We start from the raw sequence: 19,361 nt of genomic DNA on the forward strand, positions 1-19,361 counted from the left end.
AGCTTGCTAAATTGGACCGCGAAGGCGCCCGAAGGGTGAGGCCAAAGGCCTCAGTCACAAAAGGGCTTTCGAGGACGGCGGTGAGATGGCTGTTTTTCAACAACCTGTTAGTGCTTCTTCTCCGGCCGCTCCACCCAGCACTGTTCCACGGCCAGGGATTTGAGGAACTCTCCGGCGAAGAGGAACTTGCCCAGGGGGACCGGCACACTGATGAAATCCTTGCCGCGACCCACCGTAAGCGCATAGCCGCTCTTTCCGCCACGTTCCCATTTTTCCACGGCCAGGGTGGTCACCGTCTCCGCCGCCTGCTCGCTGCCCGGGAACTTGTGAGGGGCGAGCTTTTCCTTGCACGGGGCCGAGGAGGCCGCCACCTGGGCGATCATCACCCCCAAGGCAAAGGCCTCGTCCGGTTCGCAGATGAAGCGGATCTGGGTCACCTCGTCCGGGTTGGTCTTGGGGGTCAGCTTGAAGAAACGCAACTGCACCCTGCCGGCGCGCTCCGTGACCTGTCCTCCCTCCTCGTGGGCCTTGAACGCCTCACGGAGCTCCACCCCGGTGGACTGGGAAAAGATCTCGGAGCAGCGGTACCGTTTCAGGTCGTTGGACTGTGGCATGACATCCTCCTTTACGTGACACTAGGCATAACGGTTGCGCTTCACCTTGTCGTACTGCAGCTTATCGGCCGGCACCGGCGTTTTGACCTCGCCCGGATGGCCGATACCGATGACGCACACCACCCCAAGCCGTTCCGGCAGGCCGAGGAGCTTGCGGATATACTCCTCCGCCGAGCGGTCGGCGTCGTGGTTGCGGTTGCGCATCTGGGCCCAGCAGCTCCCCAGCCCCAGGGAGAGGGCGGCCATCTGCACGATGATGGCGGCGATGGAGCAATCCTCGACCCACACGTCCGATAAGGTCGTGTCGGCGCAGACCACGATGGCCAGCGGCGCCTTTTTGATGAATTGGGAACCATGCTCCTTGGAACGGGAGAGTTGTTCCAGCAACTCCTTGTCATCCACCACCACGAATTCCCACGGATTCTTGCCACGGGACGAGGGGGCCCGGAGCAGCGCCTCCACCAGCAGGTCCACGGTTTCCGGGGCCACCGGCTCCGGGGTGAAGGCGCGGATGCTGCGGCGCTTCCTCAACAGTTCCATCATGTCGCTCATACGGTCTCCTTCCGATGCCTTGGTAGTGCCCTTAGTGCTGTTGCCGAATCATTCAACCTATAAAAAGTCAGTTCACCACAAAGACACAAAGAACACAAAGCCGAACAAAGTATTATTTCAGCTAGTTACATGACAATTTCATAATGGGCTGGACTCACCTTTCGGGTAAATACCTTTCGCCCCTAACTCTTTGAATCCTTTGTGCTCTTTGTGCCTTTGTGGTGAATAACTGCCGTCTTTGGGTTCAAAAGTGGCGGACCACAAAACTGCCCTGGCGCAGCCGCCGTTCCAGCCAGATCCCCAGCCACCTCTTCAGGAGCATGCGGGTGACGGGGATGAGGAAGAACAGGCCGATGAAGTCGGTGAAGAAACCGGGGATCAGAAGGAAAATCCCCCCCGTCAGGATGAGGGCGCCGTCCAGAATATGGGCCCCGGGCATGCGCCCCGCCGCCAGTTCGTCCCGGATGGCGACGATGACCCGGAACCCCTGGGACCGGGCCAGCCAGGCCCCGGCCAGGGAGATGGCCAGCAGGGTCGCCACGGTCGGGAGCGCGCCGATAACCCGGCCGATCTTGATCAACAGCCAGACCTCGATGATCGGGACGATGGTAAACAGGAGGAAGAGGCGCAAGAGCATGGGTCACTCCCTGCCCGGTGCGCGGCTGGCGCGGCCCGATACGGTGTCTATGGGATGCATAGCGAGGCAGGGTTGTCGCGTGGCGGATATCATGGCGTAGTGAACCATGGGAATGCTCCCCCTGTCAAGAGTGACACGGAACGATGTTGCAACTTTCCGACGTGGCGTCGAACACCACCCGGGCCTTCCCCTCCCGCAACTGCCGGAGGACCTGCTCGATCTTCTGATCGAGGGTATAGCTGGTTGCGCCCGACTCCTCCCACTCCCTGGTCACGAACTCGCTGATCAGGTTGCGCAGCGTGTCGGGGTTGAGCTGGTCGTAGGGGACTTCCACCCCCTCTTCCTGGTGATCGGTCTGCTCTGATGACGTCATGTTGTGCTTCGCTCCTCTTTCCTATTCCGGCTCCGCCAAAAGCAGCCGGTTCTTGGGGGTGATATCTCCCGGAATCCGCTGGGTAAATACCCGGTACCCCAGGGAGCGGAGCCGGGCCACCCGGGCCGCATCCATGGCCAACGGGCCGTCCAGCCATCCCTCCAGGCCGCCCAGATCGGCCCCTTTCAGGTCGTGACAACAGGGCAATACCGCCACCCTGGCCCGCGCCTCCACCGCCCTGTCCAGGACCAGATCCGTGAGCCCGCCGCAGGCGTGGGCCGAGACCACCACATCGTCCCGGTGCAACGCTACCGTTTCCAGCTCGGCCTCCACAAACCGGGTACGCCCGTGCAGGCGCGGCCAAGCCGCGTCCATGGCCGCCGCCAGGGTCGCGGCGCTCTTGGGTATCCGGCGATCAACGGCCAGGGCCAGGGGCGAACTGTCGTCCAGCAGGAGCAGAAGTTGGGCCAGCAGCCCATGGCCGCAGGCCAGGTCCACGATCCGTCCGCCCCGGAAACGGCGGCGCACCCGGCGGGCCACCTCCCACGCCTCGTACAGCTCCTTGCGCGGCAGGCAGCCGGCAGCGCACACCGCCCGGCCCACGGCGTCGAACAGGGTGTCACCGCCGAATTGGGGGAGGAGCTTTTCCGTAAGCCTATTGCGCGAGGAGCGGTCCATGGTTCTCTACTTTCGTGGTTCCCGGTATGTACAAGTCCCCTCCCCCAGCGGGGGAGTGCTCGGGAGGGGGCTTGTGCTTAAACCCGGCTCGCCTCGTTCTTGTGGTAGACGTTGAAGAAGATCACGCTGTTGTCCCCCACCTCGCGGCAGAAGCCGCACTTCTCTTCCAGGGTCTTGGCCTGTTTGCGGCAGGCCTCGCACCAGTTGTAGATGAGGCGGTACTCGCTCCGGCCCACGTACTTTTTGAGGCGGCCGTGATGTTCGCCGTGCATCCAGCCGTCGGCGTCGCCGGGGTTGTTGAGGATGCGGTCGATCACGTCCAAGATGCGGGTATGGCCCGGCGGGTCGTGTTTCTCGATCTTTGCCAGCTTGGCGGCGAAATCCGGGGTGGGGAAGTAGGTGAAGAGGGGCATGGTTCACTCCTTAGCGGCGTGAGGGTAAAAACCAGAGATATTACCGAATACGCACAGGTTTATCGGTTTTGTCAATAGGACCGCAACTGCGCGCCGCAGCCGATGTGCCAGTGCAGGTGCTTGGAGGACTGGTAGTCACCCAGATTGGTGTACACCCGGCACGCCCCGAAGCGCTCCATGAAGTCGCGGGCGATCATCTTGGCCGTGCGCAGCAGTTCAAGGAGCAGGTCGTTGTCCGCCTCTTCCAGGGTGATGAGGGATTCGATGTGGCGCTTGGGGAGCAGCACCACATGGTGTTCCCAGAGCGGGTTGGTGTGGTGAAAGGCAAAGACGTGTTCGTTCTCCAGGTACACCGGCACGTCGATGAGGCCTTTCAGGATCTTGTCGCAGTAGAAGTCACAGGTGGATGTGGTCATGGTGGCACCCTCATGGAAAACTTTACATTATCCCGCCAGCCCCCACCTGTCAACGTTACAGAGCATCCTCCCCTGGCTCAAAAGCCTCGCCACTCCTCCGCCAAAATCCGCCCTCGCCCAAACCCGGCACCTCCAACCGCCCGGCACAGGAAAAGCCCACCAAGAGATTCGGTGGGCTTCTGTAATTTTTCGTTTCTTTGTTCCTTTTGCAAGGATATATCCGATTCATCCTGCCATCGGACTATGTTTTTCAGCTATGACTTCGCGATCCGGTCGGGTGGAGTGTCTTCCATAATTATTAAAACCTCCTCGCTACAGTTTGTACCTCTTTGTTGCTGATTTGACTATACCACCGGATCGGATAATTTACAGTCTGTTAAAAAAAATATCTTCCGGGTATACTCGTTCATTGTGGACAAATCGCCATCGCCGCCCCGCTCCGCTCAACGGCCTTTCCTGCCCCCCATATATCCTACCCCGCAGCGCAGAACTATCTTACGTGACGGCACAGTCAAACATCAGGCCGCCGTTGTGTCTATCCGCCCCATCAGGCGGGTAAAGAATTCAGGGATCGCAGTTTCGAAGAAAAGCCTCCTGCCGTTCACCGGATGGGTGAAGGAGATGGAACGGGCATGGAGCGCCAGGGTGGCGTAGCCGTCGTTTTTGCCGTATTTCCGGTCCCCCGCCACCGGGTGCCCCTGCTCCGAGAGGTGTACCCTGATCTGGTGCTTGCGGCCGGTGAGCAGGTGGATCTCCAGCAGGCTGAGCCCTTTGGCCTCCTTCAGGACCGTGTACTCGGTGTGGGCCAGCTTGCCCAGCGCCGGGTCCGGGGTGGAGTAGACGTTCAGGGCGCTGTTCTCGGCCAGGTAGCTGGTGATCGTCCCGCTCTTCGGGGTGAGCGTGCCATGGACGATGGCGAGGTAGCGCTTGTCGGTCTCCTCCCAGTGCCCCTGGAGGAAGATCTTGGCCGCTTCGCTCTTGGCGAAGATGAGGATGCCGGAGGTGTCCCGGTCCAGGCGGTGGACGATGTAGACCCGGTTCCGGGAGCGGGGGTCCCCCTTGCGCACGTAGTCGTTGAGGATGGTGTGGGCCGTCCGCGACTTGTCCCGGTCCGTCCCCATGGTCAGGAGGCCGCACGGTTTCTCCACCACGATGATTGCACTATCCTCGTACAGGACCGGGAGGCCTTTGGGCTGGTATTTCCCCGAGGGGCGTTTGGCAGGAGCCATGGCATCTTTCGCACAAAAAGAAGGGTCACACGCGAGGCCGCGGTGTTTGAGACGCGAGAGACGGACAATCCCTCGGCTCCAGGTGAGGCTATCATATCTTGAAGCGCGGGAACAGCATTATGCCGGCCCGGTTCCCGGCGAGCTTGACACGCCAGGCCACTCTGCTACCCTCCCTACAAGACAAGAAGTGCCCGTGCGACGCCAGAGAAAGGAAACCACCATGCCCATCTGGAAATCCCCGGCAACCCTGGAGCAGATCACGGAGAGATCGAGAAACACCCTGATGGAGCACCTGGGGATCGAGTACCTGGAGATCGGCGACGACTATCTGAAGGCGCGGATGCCGGTGGACGAGCGGACCCGGCAGACGGCCGGCATCCTCCACGGTGGGGCCTCGGCGGCCCTGGCCGAGACCCTGGGGAGCATCGCAGCCGGGTTGTGCGTGGACCGGGAGCGGCAGCGGATCGTGGGGCTGGAGATCAATGCGAACCACATCCGCCCGGTGACGGAGGGGTGGGTGACCGGTATCGCAAAGCCGATCCACGTGGGCAAGACGACCCAGATCTGGGAGATCAGAATCCACGACGAGCGGGACAAACTGGTCTGCATCTCCCGGCTGACCGTGGCCAACATCGCCAAAACCTAAAACATCTGTCCACGAAAAGCACGAACGGCACGAACACAAACAGATGACCGCAAAAAACGGCTACACCGTGCGGTTCACATACCTTTAGCGGTATCGGCCCGACGTTTTGTGCTTTTCGCGTCTTTCGTGGACCAGAAGGCCTTCCATGAGTGGGGATGCACAAAAAGGGCGTGGGATAGTTCCCCACACCCTTTTCCGTTTGCAAGCCGTGCGCTGTAATGCCCTAGCGCGCCGTGTAGATGATGGAATACTTGAAGGTTGCCGGATCGAGGGAATCGATGACCTTGTCCCCCACCCGGGCAAAGGGGTACATGAGGTAGTTGACCGGGCCGCCCGGCTGAGGCGGGTTGAGGGTCAGGTCCCGGCCGGCGGAGAGCTTGACCCGGTAGGCGTCGATGGCGCCCCAGAAGTAGGTACGGTATTCCCTGGTCTTGGCGTCCTCCAGCTTGAGGTTTTCCACCAGCATGGCCTTGCGCACATCGGCCGGATCAACCGGCACCCAGCCGTAGCCGGGGAGATAGAACTCGGCCCAGCAATGCTGCCAGGTGGACACATCTTCGGTCTCCTTCTTCCCCATGCGAATGCCGAACGCCTCCCGTGCGGGGACGCCGGCCGCCCGGGCCAGGGCGATGAATACGGAATGGATGTCGGCGCACTTGCCCCCCGGCTGTTTGAGCAGGGCGCACACGTCACCGGCGCCGCAGCCCCGGGTCTTGGGATCGCGGTAGGTGTTCTCGCAGGTCCAGTCGTAGATCGCCTTGGCCTTCTCCAGCACCGTGGTCTTGCCGGCGGTAATGGTCTTGGCCAGCTTGCCCACCTCACCATCCAGCGGCCCCAAGCTGGTGGCGGCCAGATATTGGGCGAAATCGGCCCGGTTCCAGGCCCCCTCCACGGCGGGGAAGTCCCGGCGGATGACCTCGCTGCGCTCGGCCTTGAACGAGAAGGTCAGCTTGCGGCTCGTGGCCCCCTTGTTCCAGCGGGCGTACAGCATGGGGGTGCTGAAAGTGGCATCGGCGTACACAGCCGAGGCGGCGAAGTCGCCTTTGACCGTGACGTCGGTGATCTTCTGGTCCCGGTCCGAGACCGGATAGGGGAGCCACAGCTCCGCTTCCCCGGCCGGGTCGTAGGCGGACAGGTCCACGGTGGTGGTGATGGTGCCGGAATGCTTTTTAGGGGCCGCCCACGAGGCCGGGGCAAGGGCAAGGACCGCGAGCAGCGCCGTTGCCGTGGCCAGAAAGCTACTGGTTTTCATGTACTTCTCCTTTGTGGTTCAGTCAACAAATGCGGACACACTTATAGCGTGACGCCCCGGCCAGGTCAAATTGGTAGTTTCAATCGATACCGCTGCTATGTAGTCATAAAATAGATACGTCACCCGGCCACGGCAGGCAAGACTGCCGGAGGTGCAGCAAGGAAACGGGATCCCTGCCCTGCAGGGCAGGTCCAAGGGAAATCACTTTCAAGAGGCGGGAAATTGTGCTAATGAGGGAATGGCGCGTCGGGCATCTGCGGTGCCGGTCCAGCCCTCACCTGTGCCCCGGCACATTTGTGGCAATCCGCCACCGTTGCTCTCCCCCATATTTCAATCGAGGTAATCATGCACCAAGAAGAAGTTATCTTTTCCACAAACGAAACCCTGAAAACCATAAAGGAACGGCGGAGCATCAGGACCTTTGCCAAGGAGGAGGCGGTCTCCGATGAACAAATCCATATACTCCTTCGAGCGGCAAACGAGGCCCCTTCCGCCCACAATCAACAGTCATGGCGGTTTATCGTCCTCAAGGGGCAAAAGAAGCATGAGCTTGCCGAGCTGGTGTCTGAAGGCGCTTCCCGCTTCTCCAAGCCGGCCCAGGCACTCCTGCGCATGTCGGCACGGAGCATCGCCAGTGCGCCGGTCGTGATCGCCGTTGCGAACACAGGTGATCTGATCGACCACGGCACGGAACTCTTCAAGATGGAGAAGGAGATGGCCTACGACTGCTTCAGGACCATGGAGATCCAAAGTTCCGCGGCGGCCGTTGAGAATATGCTGCTTGCGGCGACATCCCTGGGGCTTGCGGCGGTCTGGCTTGGCATCATGTTCCTGATGAAGGACGAGGTGCTGGCATTCCTGGGGGAACCTGCGGGGGAGTTCATGGCGCTGGTCCCCGTGGGGTATGCCTCCAGGGAGGGAGGGAGCGGGCCCAAGAAAGAGCCATTCGAGATGAAGGTGAGATACCTGGATTGACCCGCACTCGGCGCATGAAATAGGGAGCGAAAACGGGACGGGCCACGGTATCTGCGCGTAATGATTAAGAACCAGCCTGTACCGTTTCCCCTCCTGAGTCCACTTCACCCTCCAGCCACAAGACCCTATCCCCCCATGACCACGTCGCCGCCCTAACGCGGCCTTTCAAACATCCCCACCAGGCTCCCAACCGCCATTGAAGACCCATTTCATCCGATTGACAAAAGGGTACACCACCAGGTCAAAAGGGATCACCTCGCCATACCTTTCCCAATGTCACCCCCAAGACGCCTCCCGCTAAATATAAAATGATTACGAATGCTTATCAAATACGTCCGCCATTTTTCTCGTTGGGCATACCATTTGCTGTATACGCGTGACCTCAAAGGCGCCGGGTAGCCATCTGTCCTCTGCTACCCGGACAATTATTCATAGTGAAGGGAGTTAGCTGTATGGGAATGTCACGAAGAGACTTCCTGCGGGGAGGAGCGCTGGCGGCAGCCGGCGTGGCCCTTACCGGCAGGCCGGGCGAGGCGAGCGCCGATGCCCCGCAGACGAGGATCAAGGGACTTAAGAGTTCTACCACCATCTGCCCCTATTGCGCGGTCGGCTGCGGCCTGCTCGTCCACACCAAGGACGGCAAGATCGTCAACATCGAGGGTGACCCCCAACATCCGATCAACCATGGCTCGCTCTGTTCCAAGGGGAGTTCGCTCTTCCAGGTTGCAGTCAACGAAAACCGGTTGCAGAAGGTCATGTACCGGGCACCGGGTTCGGACAAGTTCGAGGAAAAATCGTGGGACTGGGCCATGGACCGCATCGCCCTGCGCATGAAGGAGACCCGCGACAAGAACTTCAAGGCCAAAGAGATCAATAAGAAGGACAACAAGGAATACGTGGTGAACCGCACCGAAGGCATGGCGTTTTTCGGCGGGGCCGGACTGGACAACGAGGAATGTTACCTCTGGTCCAAGTTCTCCCGCGCCATGGGCGTCGGGATGCTGGAACACCAGGCCCGACTTTGACACTCCGCTACAGTCGCCGGTCTGGCGGCTTCATTCGGTCGTGGTGCCATGACCAACCATTGGATTGACCTGAAAAACAGCGATGCCATCTTCATCATCGGCTGCAACCCGGCCGAGAATCACCCGATCTCCTTCAAGTGGATCGAAAAGGCCATGGACGACGGCGGAAAGCTCATTGTCGCCGATCCCCGCTACACCAGGAGCGCCTCCAAGGCGGATATCTACGCCCAACTCCGTCCGGGGACCGATATCGCCTTTTTGGGGGGTATGATCAATTACGCCCTGCAAAACAACATGATCCACGAGGAGTATGTTCGGGAGTACACGAACGCCGCCTTCATCATCAACGAGAAGTTCAGTTTCCAGGACGGCCTGTTCTGCTCTTTCGACGATCAGGAGAAGAGCTACGACCTGAAATCCTGGGCCTACGAGAACGACGCGGCCGGCAACCCCAAGCGGGACATGTCCATGAAAGACCCGCGCTGCGTCTATCAGTTGCTCAAAAAGCATTATAGCCGTTACGACGCAGACATGGTCTGCTCCATCACCGGCACCAAGAAAGAGGATTTCCTCAAGGTGGCCAAGACCTTCTGCGCCACGGGCCGCGCCGACAAAGCCGGCACGATCCTCTACGCCATGGGCATCACCCAATCGACCCACGGCACCCAGAACGTGCGCGCCGTTGCCATGCTCCAGATGCTGCTGGGCAACATCGGCATCGCCGGCGGCGGGGTCAACGCCCTGCGCGGCGAGTCCAACGTCCAGGGTTCCACCGACTACGGCCTGCTCTTCAACAGCTTGCCCGGTTACCTCAAGCTGCCCGAGTTTGCCAACACGGACTTCAAGGCCTACATCGAGAAGTACACCCCCAAGACCAAGGACGCCAAAAGCGCCAACTGGTGGGGCAACACCCCAAAATACATCACCAGCCTGCTCAAGGCGTGGTACGGCGACAACGCCACACCGGAAAACGACTTCTGCTACAACTACCTGCCCAAGTGGAGCAGCAACTATTCCTACTCCAAGATCATCGAGCGGATGGGCAAAGGCGAGGTGGAAGGACTGGTCTGCATGGGCATGAACCCGGCCATGGGCGGTCCCGACTCAAACAGCGCCCGGGGTGCCCTGGATAAACTGAAGTGGCTGGTGACGGTGGACCTGTGGCAGACCGAGACCTCCATCTTCTGGAAACGCCCCGGCGTCAACCCGAAGGATATCCATACCGAGGTATTCATGCTGCCGGCCGCCTCTTCCGTGGAGAAGGAAGGTTCCATCTCCAACTCGGGGCGCTGGGCCCAGTGGCGCTACAAGGCGGTGGAACCGATGGGCGAATCCAAGAGCGATCTCTGGATCATCAACCAGTTTTTCAAACGCGTGCAAGCTCTCTACACCAAGGACAAGGGGGTATTCCCCGAGCCGATCACCAAACTTGCCTGGAATTACGGCGACGGGCACGAGCCCGACGTCCACTTGGTAGCCAAGGAGATCAACGGTTACTTCACCAAGGACACGACCATCGTGGACAAGGACAAGACCCTGGAATTCAAGAAGGGGGACCAGGTCCCGATGTTCAAGTACCTGCAGGCCGACGGTTCCACCACCAGCGGCTGTTGGATCTACTGCGGCTCCTATACCAAGGAAGGAAACCAGATGGCACGACGCGACGCGTCCGACCCCACCGGCCTGGGACTGTTCCCCAAATGGTCCTGGTGCTGGCCGCTCAACCGCCGCATCATCTACAACCGGGCATCGGTCACGCCGGACGGCGCGCCGTTCAACCCCAAGCGGCCGGTCATCGCCTGGGACGCCCTTGAGAAGAAGTGGAAGGGCGATGTGCCGGACGGCCCCTGGCCCCCCATGAAGGACGCAAAGGAAGGCAAGTACCCCTTCATCATGCTGGCCGAGGGGCATGGCCGGCTGTACGCCCTGGATATGAAGGACGGCCCCTTCCCCGAGCACTACGAGCCGATGGAAAGCCCGGCCCGGAATCAGCTCTCCAAGGTGCAGAACAACCCGCTGGTGAAGATCCCGGCCAACATCAGCAGCGACCTCGTCAAGTTCCCGCTCATCGGCACAACCTACCGCATGACCGAGCACTGGCAGACCGGCGGCATGACCCGCAGCCTCCCCTGGCTGGTGGAACTGGTACCGGACATGTTCGTGGAGATCAGCGAATCCCTGGCAAAGCAGAAGGGGATCAAAAAAGGGGACAAGGTCAAGGTAACCACCGAGCGTGGCGCCATCGAGGCGGTGGCTCTGGTCACCTCCCGCCTGAAGCCTTTCAACGTGGACGGTAAGTCGGTGGAGCAGGTCGGCATGCCGTGGCACTTCGGCTACTCCGGCCTGGCCAAGGGGGACAGCGCCAACCTGCTGACCCCGACCGTGGGATGCGCAAACACCAATATCCCCGAGTTCAAAGCGTTTCTCTGCAATATCGAGAAAGGGGGTACGAAGGCATGAGTGGCGGACACATTGATTTCAACAAAACCAAGACGTTCCTGATCGATACGACCAAATGCACCGGCTGCCGCGGCTGCCAGGTGGCCTGTAAGCAGTGGAACCAACTCAAGGCGGAGAAGACCGTGTTTTTCAGCGGCGAAGGGTACCAGAACCCCCCCGCCATGTCCGAGTATACCTTTACCCGGATCAAGTTCCGGGACTACCAGAAACACGGACAGAACGAGTTCGCCTTCTACAAAGAGATGTGCATGCACTGCAACGAGCCGGCCTGCGCCTCGGTCTGCCCGGTGGGTGCCTTCAAAAAGACCGCAGAAGGCCCAGTGGTCTACGACGAAAAACGCTGCATCGGCTGCCGTTTCTGCATGGTGGCCTGCCCCTTCGGCATCCCCAAGTATGAATGGAGCAAGGCCTTCCCCCTGGTACGCAAGTGCACCGGCTGCTACAGCCGGGTCAAGGAAGGGCTGCAACCGGCCTGCGCCACCGCCTGCCCCACGGCCATCACCTACGGCAACCGGGCAGACATGCTGCAAGAGGCGGAGCGGCGCCTCAAAAGCCGGCCTGATCGTTATTTCCAGGCCATCTACGGCAAGGAAGAGGCCGGCGGTACCAGTGTCCTCTACCTGACCCACCAGCCCCTGGACGAATTGGGCTTCAAACAGGTGACCAAGCGTCCCCTCCCCTCCTACACCTGGCAGGCCCTGCGCCTGGTGCCGGGCATCTTCCTGGGAGTCGGCGGCACCCTCTCGGCCATTACGTGGTTCCAGCACCGCAAGGAGCGCATACGTCGTGAGGAGGAGTTCAAAAATTCCCGCGTGAAGCCGGAGCAGAAGGAGGAGGATCAATGACCGCGGCCAAGCTGGTTATCAATGAAATCAAAGGCTATCACCGTTTCATCCAACTGATGATCGCCCTGACCGGAGTCGGCGCCCTGGCCGCCCTGGCTCGCTTTATCTTCGGCCTGGGGGTCACCACCAACCTGAACGACACCTACCCCTGGGGCCTGTGGATCTCCTTCGACGTCGTCACCTCGGTGCCCCTGGCGGCCGGGGCGTTCACCATCGGCGTCGTGGCCCACGTGTTCCATATCAAGAAGCTGGAGCCCCTGGTCAGGCCGGCCATCATCACCGGCTTCCTGGGCTATTCCCTGGTCTGCATCGGCCTGCTGCTCGACCTGGGGCAGCCCCAGCGCGGCATCAACGTCCTTTTGTACTGGAACGTTCACTCCCCCATGTTCGAGGTTTCCATGTGCATCATGGCCTATACCACGGTCCTGACGCTGGAGTTCCTTCACCCGGTGGCCGAGCGCTTCGGCTGGCATCTGCCGCTGCGCCTGCTGCGCACCCTGGAGATCCCCTTTGCCATCCTGGCTGCCATGATCTCTACCCTGCACCAGTCAACCTTGGGCACGTTCTTCCTGATCGCCGTGGATAAGCTGCACAACCTCTGGTACAACCCGCTCCTGCCGCTCCAGTTCTGGCTTTCCTCCATCTTCACCGGCCTCTCCATCGTCATCTTCGAGGCCAGTCTGGTGCATAAATACATGGGGCAACCGGACGAGTCGGACCTGTTGGCCACCCTGACCAAGATCATCCCCTGGGTCATGGGGGTCTATATCGCGGTGAAGGCCTACGCCCTGGCGTTCCTCTCCCACGGTCCGCTCTTCGACCGGCCGGTGCTCCTGGCCCTGTTTCTGGTTGAGATGGTCATCGGGGTGTTTGTGCCGTTTTGCATGTACCTGACCAACAGGATACGCACCGACAAAAAAATGCAGTTGCGAGCCGCCAGCTTTGTGTTGTTCGGGCTGGTCCTGAACCGCTTCAACGTCTCCATGTTCGGCATGGAACAGGCGGGACAGCAGATCTACGTCCCGTCCGTCATCGAGTCTCTGGTGACCATGGGCATCATCTCGGCACATATCCTCTTCTTCGTGCTGATCGCCAAGTATTTCCCGATCTTCGAGCACCATCCCGAGGCCACCGACTACACCATCCCGGACCATTTCCGCAAATTGGAAAAGGGCCACGAGGGACTCAAGGCGGCACACGAAGCATAGATCAAGCATCTTGTCCGGGGGCACGGAAGTCATACCGTTCGCGGTGCAGCTTCCGCGCCCCCTTCAACAACTCATAACAGGTTATGCGCGTATGAAAACAACCCATGTGTACCACCAGGGGAGGCTTGAAGAACAGCAGGGCGATACCGTCCGCGAGTTTCCGGTCGTTCTCCATGTCAACGGCCGGGAAATAGCCACTCTCATCGCCTCGCCCCACGATCTCCGCTTCCTGGTGGCCGGCTTTCTCCGCCTGCAGGGCTTCGTGACCTGCATCAGTGATTTTCACATGTTGGCGGTGTGCGAAGATTTCGGCACCGCCAATGTCCGCATCAAGGGCGAACTGCCGGAGCGTCTCAAGCCGGTCCTCACCTCCGGCTGCGGGACCGGCATCACCTTCAACCTCCCCAGCGCCGAGGCGCGCACCGTCCCGGCCGCACCCGCCCGGGTGACGGCGGATACGATCTTTCGCCTGATGGACGAGTTGAACCGCCGGTCGGAACAGTATCGCAGCCACGGCGGTATCCATTCGGCAGCCGTGGGCGACGACCAAGGCATCATCCTCGCCGCCGAGGATATCGGCAGACACAACACCCTGGACCGCATCGCCGGCGAAGCGCTCATAAAGGGCATCGACCTGGCCGGCAAGCTGCTGGTCACGTCGGGCCGGATCTCCACCGAGATGGCGGCCAAGGCCGCGTTGCTGGGCATCACCCTCATCGCTTCCCGCACCTCCCCCACCGATATGGCCATCACCATGTGCGAGGAGGCCGGCATCACCCTCATCGGTTACGTGCGCGGCGGCAAGTTCACCGTGTACAGCCATCCCGAAACCATTGCCGCCGAGCTGGGCCGGCACGCCTCCCCCACGGGCAGGACGATTCCGGGCGTCACGGGCGTCATCCTGGCCGGGGGCAAATCCAGCCGCATGCGGAGCAACAAGGCGCTCCTCCCCTACAAGGGGGGGCGGTTCATCGAGGCCATCTACCGCCAGATGTCGGAATTGTTCGACGAGGTCATTCTCGTCACCAATACCCCGGATGAATATGCCTTCCTCCCCTGCCGCAAAGTGCCCGACCTGCATCCCGGCATGGGAGCACTGGCCGGGTTGCACTCGGGCCTGCATCACAGCGACACCCCTCATATCTTTGCCGTGGCCTGCGACATGCCCTATCTGAACAGCGCCTTGATCAAGAGGCTGGCCACCCTGAGGACCAAGGCCGACGTGATCATTCCCGAAGGGGAAAAGGGGTTGGAACCGCTGCACGCCTTTTACGGCAAACAATGCCACGACGCCATGGAAAAGGCGCTCCAGTCGGGTAGCAGGAGGATCGTCTCCTTCTTTCCCGAGGCCAGGGTCTGCGTCTTTTCCCGGGACGAGGTCACGACCTTTGACCCCTCGCTCGACTCCTTCAGGAATATCAATACCCCGGCCGACTACTTCGAGTTGCGCGACGGCGAGCGGGTAAAGAGCCATCCCGAAGCCGCCCTTGCCGTCCACAGCGGCTAGGGAAACGTCAAGAGAAAATTGACTCGGCTCTACTGAACAGGTAGTATATATAAGACATACACATCTCCGAGCCGTTCCGCCTGTCGGGTTACCCCGTGGCGGGCGGTCAATGGGCACTGCGGGAAACGGCTGCGCCTCCCTTTTGGAAAGGAGACCCGATAGCGATATGCTGCTGTCTTGCACGCTCAAAGGGTTCTTTCCATAAGGAAGGAGCCCTTTTATGTATCGAGGTTTCAATGTTTTTCCAGAGTGCATCACATCTATCCGTGCGGAGGAATGCAGTGAAAACGCTTTTGAAATTCGGAATGACCCTTGCCCTTGTGCTGGGCCTGTGCAGCGTTGCCGTGGCCGGCGAACGCCTGCGCATGTCCACCACCACCTCTACCGAAAACTCGGGGCTGCTCAGGGTGCTCCTGCCCCCTTTTGAAAAGAAGTACAACTGCGCGGTGGATGTCATCTCCGTCGGCACCGGCAAGGCCCTGAAACTGGGGGAGACCGGCGATGTGGATGTGGTGCTGGTGCACGCCCGCGCCCTTGAAGATGCCTTTGTGGCCGCCGGTTTCGGAGTTAACCGCAGGGACGTCATGTACAACGACTTCATCATCATCGGACCGGCCGGCGACCCGGCGCGGGTCAAGAGTGCCAAGACCGCGGCAGAGGCCTTCAAGCGCATCGCCGCCGCCCGTTCCCCCTTCGTCTCCCGCGGCGATGAGTCCGGCACCCACCAGAAGGAAAAAGAGATCTGGAAGGCTGCGGGCATGAAGCCTGGCGGCTCGTGGTATGTGGAATCGGGCCAGGGCATGGGTGAGGTGATCACCATGGCCACCGAACGGCGGGCCTATACCCTGGCCGACCGGGGCACCTACAACGCCTACCGCTCCGGCAAGACCGACCTCAAGACCGTCTTTGAAGGGGAGAAGGGGCTTTTCAACCCCTACGGCGTCATCGCCGTCAATCCCAAGCGCTTCCCCCATGTCAAGAACGCCCTGGCCATGAAGTTCATCGACTACATCACCGGCCCCGAGGGGCAGAAGGTCATTGCCACCTTCCGGGTCCACGGTGACCCGGTCTTCTTCACCTACGGCACGAAGGGTCGTTAAGTGGATTTTATTGCCGAATCCCTGCATACCTCGGTCGCGCTGATCGCCTCCTTTGACCCGGAGGTTTTTGCGACGGTGACGACGTCCCTGGCGGTTTCCGGCTGTGCCATCGTCCTGGCGGCGGCGGTCGGGATCCCGGCCGGGGTTGCGGTGGGGCTGCACGAATTCCCCCTGAAGCGGGCCGTCATTACGCTGCTGAATACGCTCATGGCCATGCCGACCGTCGTGGTGGGTCTCGTGCTCTACGGGATACTGAGCCGCCAGGGGCCGTTGGGGGCCATGGGGCTTCTGTTCACGCCGTCGGCCATGGTCATCGGCCAGACCCTCCTGGCGGTGCCGATCGTGGCCAACTATACGGTCAGCGTCATCCAGGGGGCCGACCCGCGCATCCTGCCGACGGCCCTGACCCTGGGGGCCAGCCCGCTCCAGGGGGTGCTTCAGTTGATGCGCCAGGTGCGTTTCGGCATCATCGCCGCCCTGATCGCCGGCTTCGGGCGGATCATTGCCGAGGTAGGGGTGGCCATGATGCTCGGCGGCAACATCCGCGGCTATACCCGGACCATGACCACCGCCATCGCCCTGGAGACCAGCAAGGGGGAGTTCGCCTTCGGTCTCGCCCTGGGCATGATCCTGATGACCGTGGCCCTGGTGATCAACCTGTTTCTCAATACACTCCAGCAAAGGTAGCCCGTGGACGACATCTACAACATACATGAGCTTACCATGGTTTTCGACGGCCAACGGGTGCTTGACGTGCACCGTCTGGCCATCGGGGGGAGCCGCCTCCACATCCTGACCGGCGCCAACGGGGCGGGCAAGAGCACCCTCCTCAATGTCCTGGCATTTCTGACCCCCCCCACGTCAGGCCGGGTCATCTTTGGCGGCACCCCGGTGCCATGGGGGAGCCCCTCCCTCTTCAGGCTGCGGCGCAACGTCACCCTCATGCAGCAGTTTCCCTACCTCTTCGCCGGCAGCGTCTTTGAGAATGTCGCCTACGGCCTCGGGGTGCGGGGGATGGGTGCAGCGGAGCAGCGGCGGCGGGTTGACGCGGCCCTGGCCCAGACCAATCTGGGCGGTTTCGCGCGGCGCAATGCGCTGCAACTTTCCGGCGGCGAGATCCGCCGGGTGGCCATGGCGCGGGCACTGGCCCTCAAGCCGCGGGTGCTTCTGCTGGATGAGCCGCTCGCCAACGTGGACCACGAAACCGCCCGGTTGCTGGAATCCCTTATCATCTCCCTCCCCCGGCAAGGGGTATGCACCATCATGACAACCCACGAACCGAACCATGCGGACCGTCTCGGCGGCAGGACCATTCACCTGGTTGCCGGGGGTATCGGGCAGGCGGATCTCGTCGCCGAGCGCCCCGTCCCGGCAGGCATCGGTGTTCCCGTTCACCAGATCGCGGCGTCGGCCGCGACGTTTTAAACCCCAAAGCCTGTCTGGAGGTACCTATGCTCCCCCACGCCGTTTCATTCGTCGCCAAATCGGGCACCGGCAAGACCACCCTGCTGGAGAAGGTGATTGCCGAGCTCAAGAACCGGGGCTACCGGGTGGGGGTCATCAAGCACGACGCCCACCACTTCGACATCGACCATCCGGGTAAGGACAGCCACCGCCTGACCCAGGCGGGCGCCGACACCATGTTGATCTCCTCGCCGGAGAAGCTGGCCGTGATCAAGAAGCACGCGGAATCGCCCCCGATCGAGGAGTTGATCGCCGTCTACTTTGGCGATGTTGACCTGGTCCTGACCGAAGGTTTCAAGAAGAGTGGCCTCCCCAAGATCGAGGTCCATCGCCGGGAACGGAGCGGCACCCTGCTCTGCCGGGGCGAGGCGCATGATCCCAGCCTGCTGGCGGTGGCCAGTGATGAACCATTGCAGTTGGATGTGCCGGTACTGGATCTCAATAACCCGTCACAGGTAGCCGATTTCGTTGAAGAACGGATCATCCATGCAACTGACTGACTCCCTCGGGAGAACCATAAACTATTTGCGTCTTTCGGTGACCGATCGCTGCAACATGCGTTGTTCCTACTGCATGCCCGCCGAGGGTGTCACCCGGAAACGCCATGAAGATGTCCTGCGCTACGAGGAACAGCAGCTGATCGCCGAAACCGCGGTCAGCCTGGGGATCGAGAAGATCCGCATCACCGGCGGCGAGCCGCTGGTGCGTGCCGGCATCGTCGAATTCCTCTCCCGCCTCGCGAATATCGACGGCCTGCGCCACCTGGCCATCACCACCAACGGTCTCCTGCTGGACAAGATGGCCGTAGACCTGTATGAAGCCGGTGTGCAGCGCCTGAACGTCAGCCTGGACTCCCTCCATCGTGAGACCTTTGCCGCCATCACCCGAGGCGGGGACCTGGACCGAGTCCTGTCCGGGCTGGATGCTGCGGAACGGGCCGGCTTCCCGCCGCCCAAGATCAACATGGTCGTCATGCGCGGGGTCAACGATGGGGAGATCCTGGATTTCGCCGAACTGACCCGGAGCCGGGGGAACTCGGTGCGCTTCATCGAATACATGCCGGTGCTCAAGGAAGATGCTTGGCAGCGCTACTGCATCTCCGGTGAGGAGATCCTGCAACGCATCACAGCCCATCACACCTTGGAGCATGTGTGCAAGGGGGCCTTTGCCGGTCCCTCCTGCGACTTCCGCATCCAGGGCGCCCAGGGGACCCTCGGCATCATCACCGCCGTATCGGGCCATTTCTGCGGTGAGTGCAACCGCATCCGGGTGACCTCCACCGGCCAGGCCAAGGGCTGCCTGTTCTCCGACGAGACAACGGACCTGGTGCCGTATCTGCGGCCGCCGGACCCCGCAGCCCTGACGGAGGTCATGAAGAGGATCGTCATGGCGAAACCGAAGGGCCACCACATCACCAGCAACGGGTATGAACACAAGAATTTTACGATGGCACAGATTGGAGGATAGGATGGCACACGTCGTCGCAGTCTGCATCAGCGAGAAAAAGGGCGAGCGTAAAACACCGGTGGCAGAGGTTGCGGTGAAAGAGAACCACGGCATCGTGGGGGACGCCCACGCCGGTGACTGGCACCGCCAGATAAGCCTTTTGGCCGAAGAGAGCATCGATAAGATGCGGGCTCTGGGGCTGAACGTGACCGCCGGCGCCTTTGCCGAGAATATCACCACCAGCGGCATCGAGTTGGTGACGTTGCCCATAGGAACCCGCCTGCAGGTGGGGGAAACCCTGCTGGAGGTAACCCAGATCGGCAAGGAGTGCCACACCCGCTGCGCCATCTACTATCAGGCCGGCGACTGCGTCATGCCCAAGGAGGGCATCTTCGCCAAGGTCATCACCGGAGGGAAGATCCGATCGGGGGACCAGGTGCAGATCATCGGCCCCACCTCATAGGACTTATAAGGCTTATAGGACTTATGAGGCTTATAGGACCTATACGTCCCATAGGCCC

The 19,361-nt window shown here is 61.1% G+C and carries 21 protein-coding genes and 1 riboswitch; of the genes, 12 read left to right on the plus strand and 9 right to left on the minus strand.

Going from position 1 to position 19,361, the window contains the following annotated elements; genetic code table 11:
• Positions 1 to 107: 107 nt before the first annotated feature.
• From ET418_RS09440 to ET418_RS09475, 8 genes are all read right to left on the minus strand, one after another.
• Positions 108 to 614 carry a hypothetical protein gene (locus ET418_RS09440; protein WP_149307361.1) on the minus strand — a complete coding sequence of 169 codons (507 nt, stop codon included), beginning with the start codon at positions 612 to 614 and terminating at the stop codon, positions 108 to 110.
• A 21-nt stretch (positions 615 to 635) separates the two neighbouring features.
• Entirely contained in the window at positions 636 to 1,166 is a 531-nt protein-coding gene (locus ET418_RS09445) for a nitroreductase family protein (protein ID WP_275937949.1), read from the minus strand.
• Between the two features lie 244 nt (positions 1,167 to 1,410).
• Positions 1,411 to 1,803, minus strand: a complete 393-nt coding sequence (locus ET418_RS09450; RefSeq protein WP_149307362.1) for an FxsA family protein — start codon at positions 1,801 to 1,803, stop codon at positions 1,411 to 1,413.
• A 124-nt stretch (positions 1,804 to 1,927) separates the two neighbouring features.
• Positions 1,928 to 2,176, minus strand: a complete 249-nt coding sequence (locus ET418_RS09455) for a YheU family protein (RefSeq protein ID WP_149307363.1) — start codon at positions 2,174 to 2,176, stop codon at positions 1,928 to 1,930.
• A 21-nt stretch (positions 2,177 to 2,197) separates the two neighbouring features.
• The gene (locus ET418_RS09460; RefSeq protein ID WP_149307364.1) at positions 2,198 to 2,854 is read right to left on the minus strand and encodes a methyltransferase; all 657 of its coding nucleotides are present in this window, start codon (positions 2,852 to 2,854) and stop codon (positions 2,198 to 2,200) included.
• 77 nt (positions 2,855 to 2,931) lie between these two features.
• Entirely contained in the window at positions 2,932 to 3,267 is a 336-nt protein-coding gene (locus ET418_RS09465) for a type II toxin-antitoxin system RelE family toxin (protein WP_149307365.1), read from the minus strand.
• 71 nt (positions 3,268 to 3,338) lie between these two features.
• Positions 3,339 to 3,683, minus strand: coding sequence for an HIT domain-containing protein (locus tag ET418_RS09470; RefSeq protein WP_149307366.1), 345 nt, complete (start codon positions 3,681 to 3,683; stop codon positions 3,339 to 3,341).
• A 518-nt stretch (positions 3,684 to 4,201) separates the two neighbouring features.
• On the minus strand, positions 4,202 to 4,912 hold the full coding sequence (locus ET418_RS09475; protein WP_149307367.1) for an RluA family pseudouridine synthase: 711 nt from the start codon (positions 4,910 to 4,912) through the stop codon (positions 4,202 to 4,204).
• A gap of 220 nt (positions 4,913 to 5,132) precedes the next feature.
• Between ET418_RS09475 and ET418_RS09480 the strand changes: the two genes are divergently transcribed.
• Positions 5,133 to 5,558 (plus strand): hotdog fold thioesterase, encoded by a 426-nt coding sequence (locus tag ET418_RS09480; RefSeq protein ID WP_149307368.1) that lies wholly within the window; start codon positions 5,133 to 5,135, stop codon positions 5,556 to 5,558.
• 223 nt (positions 5,559 to 5,781) lie between these two features.
• Here the strand turns inward: ET418_RS09480 and ET418_RS09485 are convergent, their stop codons facing one another.
• Positions 5,782 to 6,810, minus strand: a complete 1,029-nt coding sequence (locus ET418_RS09485) for a transglutaminase family protein (RefSeq protein ID WP_149307369.1) — start codon at positions 6,808 to 6,810, stop codon at positions 5,782 to 5,784.
• A 345-nt stretch (positions 6,811 to 7,155) separates the two neighbouring features.
• Between ET418_RS09485 and ET418_RS09490 the strand changes: the two genes are divergently transcribed.
• The 11 genes from ET418_RS09490 to ET418_RS09540 all read left to right on the plus strand — a co-directional run bounded on the left by ET418_RS09490 (position 7,156) and on the right by ET418_RS09540 (position 19,303).
• Positions 7,156 to 7,785 (plus strand): nitroreductase family protein, encoded by a 630-nt coding sequence (locus ET418_RS09490; RefSeq protein WP_149307370.1) that lies wholly within the window; start codon positions 7,156 to 7,158, stop codon positions 7,783 to 7,785.
• A 452-nt stretch (positions 7,786 to 8,237) separates the two neighbouring features.
• The gene (gene fdnG, locus ET418_RS09495; RefSeq protein WP_149307371.1) at positions 8,238 to 11,270 is read left to right on the plus strand and encodes a formate dehydrogenase-N subunit alpha; all 3,033 of its coding nucleotides are present in this window, start codon (positions 8,238 to 8,240) and stop codon (positions 11,268 to 11,270) included.
• Positions 11,267 to 12,115, plus strand: coding sequence for a 4Fe-4S dicluster domain-containing protein (locus ET418_RS09500; RefSeq protein WP_149307372.1), 849 nt, complete (start codon positions 11,267 to 11,269; stop codon positions 12,113 to 12,115). Before fdnG ends, ET418_RS09500 begins: the two co-directional genes overlap by 4 nt.
• A complete protein-coding gene (nrfD, locus tag ET418_RS09505) occupies positions 12,112 to 13,323 on the plus strand; it encodes an NrfD/PsrC family molybdoenzyme membrane anchor subunit (protein ID WP_149307373.1) in 1,212 nt (403 codons plus the stop codon). The genes ET418_RS09500 and nrfD overlap by 4 nt, the downstream gene beginning before the upstream one ends.
• A 91-nt stretch (positions 13,324 to 13,414) precedes the next feature.
• Entirely contained in the window at positions 13,415 to 14,830 is a 1,416-nt protein-coding gene (gene fdhD, locus ET418_RS09510) for a formate dehydrogenase accessory sulfurtransferase FdhD (RefSeq protein ID WP_149307374.1), read from the plus strand.
• A 52-nt stretch (positions 14,831 to 14,882) separates the two neighbouring features.
• A riboswitch (molybdenum cofactor riboswitch) is annotated at positions 14,883 to 14,999 on the plus strand.
• A gap of 112 nt (positions 15,000 to 15,111) precedes the next feature.
• Entirely contained in the window at positions 15,112 to 15,930 is an 819-nt protein-coding gene (locus ET418_RS09515; RefSeq protein ID WP_275937950.1) for an ABC transporter substrate-binding protein, read from the plus strand.
• Positions 15,931 to 16,617, plus strand: coding sequence for an ABC transporter permease (locus ET418_RS09520; protein ID WP_149307375.1), 687 nt, complete (start codon positions 15,931 to 15,933; stop codon positions 16,615 to 16,617).
• A 36-nt stretch (positions 16,618 to 16,653) separates the two neighbouring features.
• Complete coding sequence (locus ET418_RS09525) at positions 16,654 to 17,355, plus strand: energy-coupling factor ABC transporter ATP-binding protein (protein WP_149307376.1); 702 nt, start codon at positions 16,654 to 16,656, stop codon at positions 17,353 to 17,355.
• Between the two features lie 26 nt (positions 17,356 to 17,381).
• Positions 17,382 to 17,894 (plus strand): molybdopterin-guanine dinucleotide biosynthesis protein B, encoded by a 513-nt coding sequence (gene mobB, locus ET418_RS09530; RefSeq protein ID WP_149307377.1) that lies wholly within the window; start codon positions 17,382 to 17,384, stop codon positions 17,892 to 17,894.
• On the plus strand, positions 17,881 to 18,861 hold the full coding sequence (moaA, locus tag ET418_RS09535) for a GTP 3',8-cyclase MoaA (protein WP_149307378.1): 981 nt from the start codon (positions 17,881 to 17,883) through the stop codon (positions 18,859 to 18,861). Before mobB ends, moaA begins: the two co-directional genes overlap by 14 nt.
• Before the next feature lies 1 nt (position 18,862).
• Positions 18,863 to 19,303, plus strand: coding sequence for an MOSC domain-containing protein (locus ET418_RS09540; RefSeq protein WP_149307379.1), 441 nt, complete (start codon positions 18,863 to 18,865; stop codon positions 19,301 to 19,303).
• The last annotated feature ends 58 nt before the right edge of the window (positions 19,304 to 19,361 follow it).

Origin of the sequence: Oryzomonas rubra (assembly GCF_008369015.1) — a bacterium.
GTDB lineage: Bacteria > Desulfobacterota > Desulfuromonadia > Geobacterales > Pseudopelobacteraceae > Oryzomonas > Oryzomonas japonica.

Bases quoted from the DNA above. Each gene is read 5' to 3' on its own strand.
- ET418_RS09440 (WP_149307361.1), bottom strand. From the start codon at position 614: ATGCCACAGTCCAACGACCTGAAACGGTACCGCTGCTCCGAGATCTTT.
- ET418_RS09445 (WP_275937949.1), bottom strand. From the start codon at position 1,166: ATGAGCGACATGATGGAACTGTTGAGGAAGCGCCGCAGCATCCGCGCC.
- ET418_RS09450 (WP_149307362.1), bottom strand. From the start codon at position 1,803: ATGCTCTTGCGCCTCTTCCTCCTGTTTACCATCGTCCCGATCATCGAG.
- ET418_RS09455 (WP_149307363.1), bottom strand. From the start codon at position 2,176: ATGACGTCATCAGAGCAGACCGATCACCAGGAAGAGGGGGTGGAAGTC.
- ET418_RS09460 (WP_149307364.1), bottom strand. From the start codon at position 2,854: ATGGACCGCTCCTCGCGCAATAGGCTTACGGAAAAGCTCCTCCCCCAA.
- ET418_RS09465 (WP_149307365.1), bottom strand. From the start codon at position 3,267: ATGCCCCTCTTCACCTACTTCCCCACCCCGGATTTCGCCGCCAAGCTG.
- ET418_RS09470 (WP_149307366.1), bottom strand. From the start codon at position 3,683: ATGACCACATCCACCTGTGACTTCTACTGCGACAAGATCCTGAAAGGC.
- ET418_RS09475 (WP_149307367.1), bottom strand. From the start codon at position 4,912: ATGGCTCCTGCCAAACGCCCCTCGGGGAAATACCAGCCCAAAGGCCTC.
- ET418_RS09480 (WP_149307368.1), top strand. From the start codon at position 5,133: ATGCCCATCTGGAAATCCCCGGCAACCCTGGAGCAGATCACGGAGAGA.
- ET418_RS09485 (WP_149307369.1), bottom strand. From the start codon at position 6,810: ATGAAAACCAGTAGCTTTCTGGCCACGGCAACGGCGCTGCTCGCGGTC.
- ET418_RS09490 (WP_149307370.1), top strand. From the start codon at position 7,156: ATGCACCAAGAAGAAGTTATCTTTTCCACAAACGAAACCCTGAAAACC.
- ET418_RS09500 (WP_149307372.1), top strand. From the start codon at position 11,267: ATGAGTGGCGGACACATTGATTTCAACAAAACCAAGACGTTCCTGATC.
- nrfD (WP_149307373.1), top strand. From the start codon at position 12,112: ATGACCGCGGCCAAGCTGGTTATCAATGAAATCAAAGGCTATCACCGT.
- fdhD (WP_149307374.1), top strand. From the start codon at position 13,415: ATGAAAACAACCCATGTGTACCACCAGGGGAGGCTTGAAGAACAGCAG.
- ET418_RS09525 (WP_149307376.1), top strand. From the start codon at position 16,654: ATGGTTTTCGACGGCCAACGGGTGCTTGACGTGCACCGTCTGGCCATC.
- mobB (WP_149307377.1), top strand. From the start codon at position 17,382: ATGCTCCCCCACGCCGTTTCATTCGTCGCCAAATCGGGCACCGGCAAG.
- moaA (WP_149307378.1), top strand. From the start codon at position 17,881: ATGCAACTGACTGACTCCCTCGGGAGAACCATAAACTATTTGCGTCTT.
- ET418_RS09540 (WP_149307379.1), top strand. From the start codon at position 18,863: ATGGCACACGTCGTCGCAGTCTGCATCAGCGAGAAAAAGGGCGAGCGT.